8 protein-coding genes are annotated in these 10,882 nt (G+C 70.0%); 4 read left to right on the top strand and 4 right to left on the bottom strand.

The window, feature by feature from the left end; translation table 11 throughout:
• Positions 1 to 77 precede the first annotated feature (77 nt).
• Together FPZ41_RS22340 and FPZ41_RS22335 are read right to left on the bottom strand one after the other, a co-directional pair.
• On the bottom strand, positions 78 to 1,634 hold the full coding sequence (locus tag FPZ41_RS22340; RefSeq protein ID WP_152865261.1) for a sodium:solute symporter family protein: 1,557 nt from the start codon (positions 1,632 to 1,634) through the stop codon (positions 78 to 80).
• 264 nt (positions 1,635 to 1,898) lie between these two features.
• Positions 1,899 to 2,684 (bottom strand): SDR family oxidoreductase, encoded by a 786-nt coding sequence (locus FPZ41_RS22335; protein WP_152865259.1) that lies wholly within the window; start codon positions 2,682 to 2,684, stop codon positions 1,899 to 1,901.
• A gap of 122 nt (positions 2,685 to 2,806) precedes the next feature.
• Between FPZ41_RS22335 and FPZ41_RS22330 the strand changes: the two genes are divergently transcribed.
• On the top strand, positions 2,807 to 3,646 hold the full coding sequence (locus FPZ41_RS22330; RefSeq protein ID WP_152865257.1) for a hypothetical protein: 840 nt from the start codon (positions 2,807 to 2,809) through the stop codon (positions 3,644 to 3,646).
• On the opposite strand, the gene FPZ41_RS22325 is transcribed toward FPZ41_RS22330, so the two are convergent.
• Together FPZ41_RS22325 and FPZ41_RS22315 are read right to left on the bottom strand one after the other, a co-directional pair.
• Positions 3,603 to 6,275 carry a tetratricopeptide repeat protein gene (locus FPZ41_RS22325; protein WP_152865255.1) on the bottom strand — a complete coding sequence of 891 codons (2,673 nt, stop codon included), beginning with the start codon at positions 6,273 to 6,275 and terminating at the stop codon, positions 3,603 to 3,605. The genes FPZ41_RS22330 and FPZ41_RS22325 overlap by 44 nt on opposite strands.
• A 409-nt stretch (positions 6,276 to 6,684) precedes the next feature.
• Entirely contained in the window at positions 6,685 to 7,032 is a 348-nt protein-coding gene (locus FPZ41_RS22315; protein WP_322620567.1) for a DUF6247 family protein, read from the bottom strand.
• 97 nt (positions 7,033 to 7,129) lie between these two features.
• On the opposite strand from FPZ41_RS22315, the gene FPZ41_RS22305 reads away from it, so the two are divergent.
• The 3 genes from FPZ41_RS22305 to FPZ41_RS22295 all read left to right on the top strand — a co-directional run bounded on the left by FPZ41_RS22305 (position 7,130) and on the right by FPZ41_RS22295 (position 10,874).
• The gene (locus tag FPZ41_RS22305) at positions 7,130 to 8,044 is read left to right on the top strand and encodes a tyrosine-type recombinase/integrase (RefSeq protein WP_228022902.1); all 915 of its coding nucleotides are present in this window, start codon (positions 7,130 to 7,132) and stop codon (positions 8,042 to 8,044) included.
• 326 nt (positions 8,045 to 8,370) lie between these two features.
• Positions 8,371 to 10,065 carry a lamin tail domain-containing protein gene (locus FPZ41_RS49920; protein WP_152865253.1) on the top strand — a complete coding sequence of 565 codons (1,695 nt, stop codon included), beginning with the start codon at positions 8,371 to 8,373 and terminating at the stop codon, positions 10,063 to 10,065.
• A 287-nt stretch (positions 10,066 to 10,352) separates the two neighbouring features.
• Entirely contained in the window at positions 10,353 to 10,874 is a 522-nt protein-coding gene (locus tag FPZ41_RS22295; protein ID WP_152865251.1) for a DUF2165 domain-containing protein, read from the top strand.
• The last annotated feature ends 8 nt before the right edge of the window (positions 10,875 to 10,882 follow it).

Below are 10,882 nucleotides of genomic sequence, written 5' to 3'. Positions count from 1 at the left end.
GCTCCGCCCCCTGGACCCCCGCTCCTCAAACGCCGGAGGGGCTGGATTTTCCAGCCCCTCCGGCGTTTGAGGGTTCCTCACACACCCGACGGACTCGACGCGTCCTTCGACCCCGGCGCCGCCACCGCAGCGGCCCCGTCGCCGTCCGAGTTGATCTGCTCGATGATCGCCAGCCGCTCCGGCGTGTCCTCGGGCTTGAGGAAGCCGATGAGGATGTACAGGACGAGGGACACGGCCAGCGGGACGGACACCTGGTACTGGAGGGGGACGCCCCCGTCGATGTTCCAGCTGATGGGGTAGTTGACCAGCCAGAAGGCGAACAGTCCGCAGGCCCAGCTGGTCAGCGCCGCCGTAGGACCGGAGCGGCGGAACGGGCGGAGCAGTCCGAGCATCATGGGGATGGCCATCGGCCCCATCAGGCCCGCGACCCACTTGATCACGACCGTGATGATGTCCTTGAACGTCGGCGAGTTGACCTGGGTCGCCGCCGCCATGGACAGCCCGAGGAAGACGACCGTCGCGATCCGGGCCGCGATCAGCCCCGAACGCTGACTCCACGCCCGCGCCCTCGCCGAGAGCACGGGTGCGCAGTCCCTTGTGAAGACGGCGGCGATGGCGTTGGCGTCGGAGGAGCACATGGCCATCGTGTGGGAGAAGAAGCCGACGATGACCAGGCCCAGCAGACCGTGCGGGATGAGCTGTTCGGTCATCAGGGCGTACGAGTCCGAACCGTCCGGCTTCTGCGACTCCACCAGCAGCGGCGACATCCACATGGGGAAGAACAGCACCAGCGGCCAGACCAGCCACAGGATCGCCGACAGCCGCGCCGAGCGCTCGGCCTCCTTCGGCGTCGCCGTGGCCATGTAGCGCTGGGCCTGGTTGAGCATGCCGCCGTTGTACTCGAAGAGCTTGATGAAGAGGAAGGCGAGCAGGAAGACCGTCCCGTACGGGCCGACCAGCGGCTTGCCGTGACCCTGCAGCGCCGGCTCGTCCCAGACGCCGAAGAAGCCGCCGTAGTCGCCGAGTTTGGCGACGACGGCAACGAACATCGCGATGCCCGCGAGGAGTTGGATGACGAACTGGCCCAGTTCCGTCAGCGCGTCCGCCCACAGGCCGCCGATCGTGCAGTAGATCGCCGTGATGCCGCCGGTGATGAGGATGCCCTGGTTGAGGGAGATGCCGGTGAAGACGGACAGCAGGGTGGCGATGGCCGCCCACTTCGCGCCGACGTCCACGATCTTCAGCAGCATCCCGGACCAGGCGAGCGCCTGCTGCGTGGGCAGGTTGTAACGGTTCTTCAGGTACTCGAGCGGGGACGCCACATGCAGCCGGGAACGTAACCGGTTGATGCGCGGCGCGAACAGCTTCGACCCGATCGCGATGCCCAGCGCGATCGGGAAGGACCAGGTGACGAAGGACGTGACGCCGTAGGTGTAGGCGATGCCCGCGTAACCGGTGAACATGACCGCGCTGTAACCCGACATGTGGTGCGAGATGCCGGACAGCCACCAGGGCATCTTCCCGCCGGCTGTGAAGAAGTCGCTGACGTTGTCGACCCGCTTGTGCGACCAGATACCGATCGCGACCATCACTCCGAAGTAGCCGATGAGCACGGCCCAGTCGAGACCGTTCATGTGCTCCCTCCCGGGAATCCGCCCTGTCAACTGTGCTGTCGTGCACGGCACTTCGCCGGAACAGGCCAAATGCGCAGGCCAGAGCAGGCCACACCAGCCGCGTGCATGCCAAGGCGGCCGCGAAGTGCCCGCTCATCCTGGAATCGGGGACACTTCGACGGCAACGGCCCGAACAGTCAAGAGGCAGTAAAAAGGTTCTATGAGGTGACCTCGGTTCACATCCTTGACCCACTTGGCCGTCACCCCGTGTGATCCGGTCACGGCCTACCGCATCACCTCACCCGCGTTGACCAGCAACGACTGCCCGGTGATGGCCCGAGCGCGGTCCGACGCCAGGAAAACCACCGCATCCGCCACATCTCCGTCCGTAGCCAGGTCGGGCAACGCCATCCGCCCGGTCAGCCGCTTCAGCACCTCCGCCTCCGGCACACCCTCGGTGTGCGCGGTGAACTGGACGTACGCCTCCACGGGCGGCCCCCACATCCAGCCCGGCTGCACGGTGTTGACCCGTATCCGGTGCGGGCCCACCTCCCGCGCCAGCGAGTACATGGCGCTGGTCAGCGCCCCCTTCGACGCCGCGTACGCCGCCTGCCGCACCTGCGAGGGAGCGGCCACCGACGACTGCGTCCCGATGATGACGACGGAACCGCCCCGCTCCTTCAGCGCCGGCAGACAGGCCCGCGTCATCCGCAGCGTCCCCAGCAGGTTGACGTCGACGACCGACTGCCAAGTGGTGAAGTCGGCATCCTCCACCCCGCCGAAGTAGCTGTCCCAGGCCGCCACGTGCACCACGGCGTCGATCCCCCCGAACCGCTCCCGCGCGAGCCCCGCGAGCGCCTCGCACTGCGCTTCGTCGGTGATGTCGGTCGCGCGGTACGCCGTACGGGCCCCGCCGGGATCGAGCTCGGCCGCGACCTTCGCGAGGTTCGCCTCCGTACGCGCCCCCAGCACGGCATTGCCCCCGTCCCGCACCACGGCCGCGGCAACCCGCTGCCCGAGCCCGGCCCCGACCCCCGAGATCACGACGGTCTTCCGCTCCAGCAGTGACATGGGCGCCTCCCGGACTCTGGCGGATCGACTGACGACCCGTCAGATTAGGTGGGCACGGCCACGCACGGAAGGCATCGCGCGGAAGGCATCGGACGGAAAGCTTCGGACGGAAGGGGAGCAGCATGTCCCAGGAGACCCGCAGCGAGGTGTACGCGGAACTGGCGGCCGTCGGCCCGTACGGCGTCCACCCCGGCCACGCCCTGATCACCATGGTCGAGCCGCATCCGGGCCACGAGTACGCCTACAATCGCTGGTACGAGGACGATCACTACTACGCCGGCGCGATGGCGATGCCCTGGATGTACGCGGGCCGCCGCTGGGTGGCGACCAGGGACCTCCAACTCCTCCGCTACCCCGAGAAGTCGGCGGTGGCGCAGCCGGTCACCGCGGGCTGTTACATCACCGTCTACTGGGTGACCGCGGGTCGTTACGACGACCACATGAAGTGGACGGTCGCCATCAACAAGCGCCTCAACCGCGACGCCCGCGTCTACCAGGACCGTACCCACGTCTTCACGGCCTTCCAGGACCACGAGGCGACGGTCTACCGCGACGGCGCCGCCGGCCCGCGCGACTTCCACGCCCTCGACCACCCGTACGCGGGCCTGGTGGTGGAGGTCATCGACGCCGGCAGCCCGGCGGAACGCGCCGAGCTCCTGGAGTGGCTGCGCTCCCGCCACCTGCCCAGGCGGCTCTCGGGCTCCCCGGCCGCCATGGTCACCCTCTTCCGCCCGGTCCCCCTCCCCCTCGACCGCATGTCGTACGTCAAGCAGGTCGAGGGCGCCGACACACGGCTCACGCTGCTGTGGTTCCTGGAGGCGGATCCACGGGAGTGCTGGGAGGAGCACTTCACGGGGCTCGACGAGGCCGTGACCGAAGCGGGCGTCGGGAGGGTCGAGTTGGTGGCGCCGTTCATTCCTACGGTGCCGGGGACGGACCGGTATGTCGACCGTCTCCGGTGACGGAGTGGTTGTGCACCCGGGTGTGGGTCTCCTGCACGAAGGGATCGTCGGGGCGCAGGCTCAGGGAGCGGTCCGCGTCGGCCAACGCGTGGGCCGGGTCGCCCAGTTCCAGGTGGACGAGCGCCCGTCGGCTCAGGGCCCAGGCGTAGTGCGGCTTGAGCTCCACGGCCCGGTCCAGATCCGCGAGTGCCTCCGCGTGACGGCCCAGAGCGGTCCGTGAGACGGCGCGGCTCGCGTAGGCCGACGCGTAGGCGGGGTCGAGTTCCAGGGCGCGGTCGTAGTCGGTGAGGGCAGCCTGGTGGTGGCCGGCGGAGCGGAGGGCGTCGCCGCGCTCGCACAGGCCCCAGGCCCAGTCCGGCTGCAGGACGACGGCGCGGTCCAGGTCCTCCATCTGGCGCGTGGGCTCCCCGAGGCCGCGCAGCACCCGGGCCCTGCGCACCAGCGCCCACGCGTAGTCGGGCTCCAGCTCCAGTGCCCGGTCGAGGTCCGCGAGTGCCCGGTCGAGGTCGCCCAGGCGCAGCCACGTCGCTCCACGGGAGGCCCAGGTGAACTCCCGGGCCGGGTCGAGGCGGATCGCCCTGTCGAGGTCGGCCAGCGCCTCGTCGTACTGCCCCAGGATCCGGTGGTACTCGCCGCGTGTGGACAGGCTCCGGGCGTGGCCCGGCTCCCGTTCGAGCGCGCGGTCCAGGGCGTCGATCGCCGTCCGGTAGTCGCCCAGGTCGGCGTGGGCGAGGGCCTTGCCACGGTGGGCGCGGGCGAGGTCGGGGGCGAGGGTGAGGGCCCGGTCGTACTCCGCGAGTGCCCGCCGGTACGCGCCGACGCCGCGCAGGGCCTTGCCGCGCCCCGCATGGGCCAGGGCCAGGGTGCGGTCGTCCAGGTCGACCCTGTCGTACTCGATGCGTTCCTCGGGTGCTGCTGGTGCTGCCGGTGCTGCCGATCCGTGGGTGCGCGCCCGTTCTCGTTCCTCGTCCATCCAGTCGAAGGTCGAGCGATGTGCTTCGGGCAGTTCGCCGGCCTGCTCCAGCAGCAGTTCGAGTGCGGCGGCCTCGCGTCCCCGTTCGAGCGCCCCGGCGAGCCCGTCCGCCCAGTCCCGCAGCCCCTGGGCCCCAGTGTCGTCCCCCGCGTCCCGCAGCAGCCCCACCCACCGCCGGGCCACGTCCTCGCCCTGGTCGCAGGCCACGACGAAGTCCCGCAGGACGTCCGCCGGCGCGGTCCGCAGCCCGGCGCACAACCGGTGGTACGACTCCTCCAGCCGCAGCCGTCGCCACCACTCGTCCGCCCAGGCCGCCTCTTCGCCGCCGAGCTCCGTCTCGATCTCGGCCCGCCACCGCCCGAGCGCCTGGGCGAGGCGACGGTGCCGGGCGATCCACTGCCGCGGGGACCGGTACCGCTGCAACCGCAGCATGGGCGCCCGTACGAGGTCGTGGTACTTCACCCGGTCCCCGCGATCGCTCACGAACGGCAACCCTCGCAGCCACTCGAAGAACGTCTCGGTCTCGTCGTCCGCGCACCGCACAGCGACCTGCACGATGTCGGCGTCCAGTTGCCGGGGGAACGCGCAGGCCAGTGCGGCTGCCCGGCGCACCGGGTCCTGTTCCCACTTCAGGAAGCGGTCCACGGCGGTCACGCTCGGGTCGCCGATGTCGTCCACGTCCACCGGCCGGGCCTGAGCGAGCGTCGACACGAGGACCGGAAGCCCGCCGGTGAGCCGGAGCACCTCCGCCACGACCGGCTCGGCCACCACCCCCCGGTCCGCGAGCAGCCCGCGCGCCTCCGCCTCCGTGAAGGGCCCCAGCGGCAGGTCGGTCACGAAGTCGGCGACGTCACTCCAGCGAACCGTGTCCAGGGGGTACTGCCCTGAGGTGACGACGACCAGGTTGTCCGGGACGTCCCCGTACCGGTCGGCCGCCAGCACATCGTGCAGCCAGCGGTCGAGGACGGGACCCGTGTGCTCGTACGTGTCGAGGAACAGGACGATCCAGGGGACATTGGCGGCGGCCTCCCGCACCTCCCTCAACAGCACCGGTGTCAGCACCTGCTCGGGCTCCCGGACCAGCCGGGCGTCCTCCTGGTTGCGGAAGCGGGTGCCGATCCCGGTGCGCATCTGGTCGACACCCCGGGCGAGTTGGGCGGAGTCCACGCCGGCGCTGGCCACCGGGCCGACGACCGGCACGTAACCCAGCGCCGCCGCCGCCACCCGCGCGACAACCGTGCTGCCCACCGACGGCTCCGCCTGGGGGTCGGGTACGGCGGTGAGCGCAGCAACCTCGGCCTCGTACCGCCGCTCACGGTGCACGGCCAGCAGCCTGTCCAGCTCCTTGAAACGGTGCCCTTGCGCCGCGCACTGAGCGCTGATCGCCTCCAGGACCTCGGGCACGCTGCCCACGGCCTCGTCGGCGTACGCGGTCAGCGCCCCGCGGTCCCGGGCGATCTGCTCCAACTCCCGTACCAGGAAAGTCTTTCCGACCCCTGCGTTCCCGTGCACATGGAACAGGAACCGTGCGGCCCCGGCGTCGGGCGCGAGATCGAGATTGTCACGGAAGGCGGCACGCTCGGCGTCCCGCCCGACGAAGGCCTGCCGTCTGCGCTGCTGAATCAGCTGCCGCCTCGACGACCGCACCCGCGCCATGTGTCCTCCGCCTCTCCGCCGGGCCGTGGCCCCACCGACCACCAGTCTGGCCCAAGGCATCGATCATCGCGCGGGGTTGGGTCCGCCTTGGCCGGGACGGCGCCCTCGCGACCTCGCCGTCATGGATCAGGGCATCCGACAGCCTCGAGGGATTCAGCCGTACCAAGTGACGTTGCAGACGTAGACGCACTCGTGCCTCGGCACCGCGAGGAGCTGATGAAGCCACGGCCGCCGAGTAGGTCGAACTCACGCAGACCGCCCTCCCTGTCGAGGGGTCTGCCCACCCGCACGGAGTCGTGCCCGAGGGCGGCCAGTTCGGTGGCGAGCCGCTCGACCTCCGCCACGACGCCGGGCGGCAATCCATCGGTGATGTACTCGGCACTCGGGTTGTAGTCCCAGGACCAGTCCGTCACAGCCCTGCCTCGGCTTCGGCCGCTTCCCTGATCACGCGGCTCTCGGCGATGGCCTCGGAGGGGTCCTGTTCGCCCAGATCCACAACCCGCTCCAGCTCGCGCAGACTCCGGGCGCGCGCGGGATGGCGCTCGATGGCGACGAACACCGCCCACGAGTGCACGAACGCGCGCAGCGGCGCGAGGCTCTGCGTCTGCTGCGCGTTCGTCGTCGCCTCGAACAGATGTTGCGTCAGTGCCGGGATACGGCTGGGCGCGATCCGGGCGACCGCAGCGCGCAGCGCGTCCGGAGTGAGCTCAGGCATCGGGATCAGCGGTCCGTACGGGCCGTCGCTCTGAGCACTCACGGTGACCTCCGGTGCTGGTGGGTCGCTCCTCGTACGGTACCGGTGGAGGGTTCGGTGTGGCGTCGGGACGGCACGGGCCGCATGAGTCGCTCGTGGCATGTCTCACGCCACCGCCCGCTCGGCGCCACGGCAGTCGCGGCAGCGGCCCGGCTGCGCCGCACGGAATGCCCTGTCGCAGCCCTCGCAGTTCTGCAAGGGGGCGGGGCGGGCTGCCTCCGGTGCGTGCTCGAAGGGTGCCGGCGTAGCCCGCCCAGCGGGTGCCTGGAACGCCCGCAGGGCGGCGGTGCTCTCCTGGCTGGGCTGGTGCGCTGGGTACGGCTACGACGGGCCGGCGGTCCCGGCCTGGACGAAGCGGCTGGCGGTGCCGGACTCCGAGACCCCGGCCCGCTCGAAGATGGCCGTGGACCGGCTCATCGCCCGCCGCGAGGTCCGCCTGCGGGAGAAGACGCTGTGGCGGATGCTCTATGAGACCGCCGCCCGCGCGGAGGAGATCCTCGGCGTGAACATCGAGGACCTGGACCTCGCCGCCCGCCGCTGCCCGGTCAAGGCCAAGGGTGCCCGAAGCAAGGCACGCCGCCGCGGACAGGCGCGCGAGGACTTCGTGCTGGAGACCGTCTACTGGGACGCCGGCACCGCCCGTCTCCTGCTCCGCCTGCTGCGCGGCCGTGCCCGTGGGCCGGTGTTCGTCACCCACCGCCGCCCCGGGCCGGGGAAGGTCGTCAGTCCCCGCGACGTCTGCTCGGACACCGGCCTGGCCCGCCTCTCCTACGGCCAGGCCCGCGCACTGCTGGACGAGCACACCGCCGTGCGCGGGCCGGGAACCGGCTGGGACCTGCACGAGTACCGCCATTCCGCCCTGACCCACCCCGGTGAGCAGGGCGCCTCCTTGCTGATGCTGATGGCGAAGTCCCGGCACAAGAAGGCGGAGAACGTCCGCCGCTACTTCAAGCCGTCCCCGGAAGCGGTCTCGGAGCTGACGAGCCTGCTCGCGGTTGGCGACGCGCGCCGCTGAACCCTGCTGTCCCTGGGGTGACGTGGGTCAAGCCGTGGCTGGGCGCGGAGCACCGGCTGCGGCCAGCGGGGGCGTAGCAGCCGTCAGTCGCAGTCCTCGGCGGCGGGGCCTCGCGACTTCGCAGTCGAGGAAGTCCTCGCGCACTGCGGCCAGCCGTCGATCGACCCGGTCGATCGGTCCGGCAGTCGAATGTTCACCCACACGTGGCTGATCGTTTGCAGCATGCGCGATGTACGCCGAGGGCCGGGCCGGGACACTTCCCTCGGCCCGCCAACAGCATGGTTGCGGGCCAGTTTTACACGCCAACTCGGAAGGGTCTCTTGTCGATGAAACTCAGACTCCGCGCGCTCATAGGGGTCTTGGCCGCCGCCGTGACGCTGGCGACGCTCACCACCGCCCCCGCGGCGAATGCCGCCACCTCGGTCCCGTCGCAGGGATCGCCGACACAGCTCGACGTCGGCAACTGGAACGTCGAGTGGTTCGGTGCGCCGGACTTCGGCCCGACCGACGAGGCTCTTCAGCAGCAGAACGTCCGTAACGTCATGGCGGGCGCCGACATGGACGTGTGGGGCCTCTCCGAGGTCGTCAGCACCTCGGCGTTCGACACACTCGTGGCCGGCATGCCCGGGTACACCGGGGTCGTGGCCAACGACCCGATCGTGACGAACGGTGCGCAGTACTACTCGGACTTCAGCAACACCGAGCAGAAGGTCGCCCTCGTCTGGCGCTCCAGCATGGCCACCCTGGTGAGCGCGAAGGTCATCCTGCCCGAGCAGAACAGCAACTTCGCCGGCCGTCCGCCGGTGGAGTTCACGTTGCGCGGCACGTTCGACGGTGTCACCCGTGACCTCGTCTTCATCGTCCTGCACGCGAAGTCCGGATCCACCACGGATGCGTGGAACCTGCGCAACCCCGCGTCGCAGGCCCTCAAGTCCTACCTCGACACGACCTACCCCACGCAGAACGTCTTCGTCATCGGTGACTGGAACGACGACGTCGACACCTCCATCACAGCCGGGAAGGCTTCGCCCTACGCCAACTTCGTGAACGACGCGGCGCGCTACGCGTTCCCGACGCGGGCCCTGTCGCTGGCGGGCGTGTCGTCGACGGCGAGCTACCCGGACTTCATCGACCACCAGCTCACCACCAACGAGGTGCAGGCGAAGTACGTCGCCGGCTCGGCGACCGCCTTCCAGCCCCAGGCCTATGTCCCGAACTACGCGACGACGACCAGCGACCACTACCCGGTGCTGTCTCGCTACAACTTCGTCATCGGCGGTGGCGGCGGCGCGAACCAGCAGCCCACGGCGTCGTACACGCACTCCTGCACCGCTCTCAACTGCACCTTCACCGATGGCAGCACCGACTCCGACGGCACCATCGTGAGCCGCAGCTGGGACTTCGGCAACGGCCAGACCTCGACGGCGACGAACCCGACCGTGACCTACGCATCGGCCGGAACCTACGCGGTCTCGCTGACCGTGACGGACAACGGCGGGGCCACCCACACCACGACCCAGAACGTCACCGTCACCGCCGGCGGTGGCGGCGGACCCGCCAACGTCATCATCAACGAGGTGCTGGCCAACGAACCGGGCAGCAGCACCGCCGGCGAGGCCATCGAGATCGTGAACACCGGTGGCACGGCATCCAGCATCGCCGGCTGGACCATCCGGGACGGGTCGGCAGTGCGGCACACGTTCGCGGCCGGTACGACGCTGCAGCCCGGCAAGGCGATCACCGTGTTCGGCGCGGGCTCCGCGATCCCCGGTGGCATCGTGGCGGTGGCAGCCAGCACCGGCGACCTCAACCTGTCCAACAGCGGTGACCAGGTGATCCTGCGGGATGCGGCCGGAGCGACGGTCCAGTCGATGAGCTACTCCTCGAGCCTGGCGAACTCCGACGGGGTGTCCATCAACCGAAGCCCTGACGGCTCGGCGACCGGCGCCTGGGTCAAGCACAACACCATCAGCTCACTGTCCCGCTCGCCCGGCCAGCGCGCCAACGGAACGGTGTACTGAGCCCAGATCCACCGGCTTGGCTTCGAAGTGATCGTTTAGCGGGGTCCGGGCCGGTCGGCTGGTGGAGGGCGTGCCGTAACCGTTGGTCTGCCCAGCTCTTCCACATATGCACAGGTCTCGGGCCCTCGCGGTCCGGTCGTTGCCCCGGAACAGATCGATCTCACCGCGGCGACCGACGAACCCTGCGCGCCCGGACAGCCACCGATCGATCGACTCTCGAAGCGGTTCGGCCCAACCCTGTGAAAATCACTTGGGGTTGACGTGGCGCACGGGGACATAGTCCCACCATGACCATTGACCAGAATCAGCAGTCCCAGCAGAGCTCCCGATCCACCCTCCTCCCCCTCGCCGCCACCCTCCTCACCGCGACGGTCGCCCTCTACATCACCCTCGTCGCGTTCAGCAACATCACCGACTTCGGTACCAACCAGGCGTTCGTCCGGCACGTTCTCGCGATGGACACGACGTTCAAGGACGAGAACCTGATGTGGCGGGCGATCGAGTCGCGGGCGCTTCAGGACGCGGCGTACGTCGCCATCATCGTGTGGGAGACGGTTGCCGCGCTCGTTCTCATCGGCGGCACGTACCTCTGGGTGCGCCGTGACCACCACCGCGCCCGGCGCGTCTCGACGCTCGGGTTGCTGATGCTCATGCTGCTGTTCGGCGCCGGGTTCATAGGCATCGGCGGTGAGTGGTTCGTGATGTGGCAGTCGGGGGACTGGAACGGGCTGGACGCGGCCATGCGGGTCTTCACTCTGAGCGGTGTCGTCCTTCTGGTCATCCATCTTCCGGGTACGGCCGAGCGGTAGCCGAGCGG

The organism is Streptomyces acidicola, assembly GCF_009377235.1.
GTDB classification, from domain to species: Bacteria; Actinomycetota; Actinomycetes; order Streptomycetales; family Streptomycetaceae; genus Streptomyces; species Streptomyces acidicola.
The sequence above is the reverse complement of the archived record's forward strand: the minus strand, read 5'-3'. Positions and strand labels throughout refer to the sequence as shown.

Coding starts and splice junctions, on each gene's coding strand:
- FPZ41_RS22340 (WP_152865261.1), bottom strand. CDS start 1,634: ATGAACGGTCTCGACTGGGCCGTGCTCATCGGCTACTTCGGAGTGATG.
- FPZ41_RS22335 (WP_152865259.1), bottom strand. CDS start 2,684: ATGTCACTGCTGGAGCGGAAGACCGTCGTGATCTCGGGGGTCGGGGCC.
- FPZ41_RS22330 (WP_152865257.1), top strand. CDS start 2,807: ATGTCCCAGGAGACCCGCAGCGAGGTGTACGCGGAACTGGCGGCCGTC.
- FPZ41_RS22325 (WP_152865255.1), bottom strand. CDS start 6,275: ATGGCGCGGGTGCGGTCGTCGAGGCGGCAGCTGATTCAGCAGCGCAGA.
- FPZ41_RS22305 (WP_228022902.1), top strand. CDS start 7,130: ATGTCTCACGCCACCGCCCGCTCGGCGCCACGGCAGTCGCGGCAGCGG.
- FPZ41_RS49920 (WP_152865253.1), top strand. CDS start 8,371: ATGAAACTCAGACTCCGCGCGCTCATAGGGGTCTTGGCCGCCGCCGTG.
- FPZ41_RS22295 (WP_152865251.1), top strand. CDS start 10,353: ATGACCATTGACCAGAATCAGCAGTCCCAGCAGAGCTCCCGATCCACC.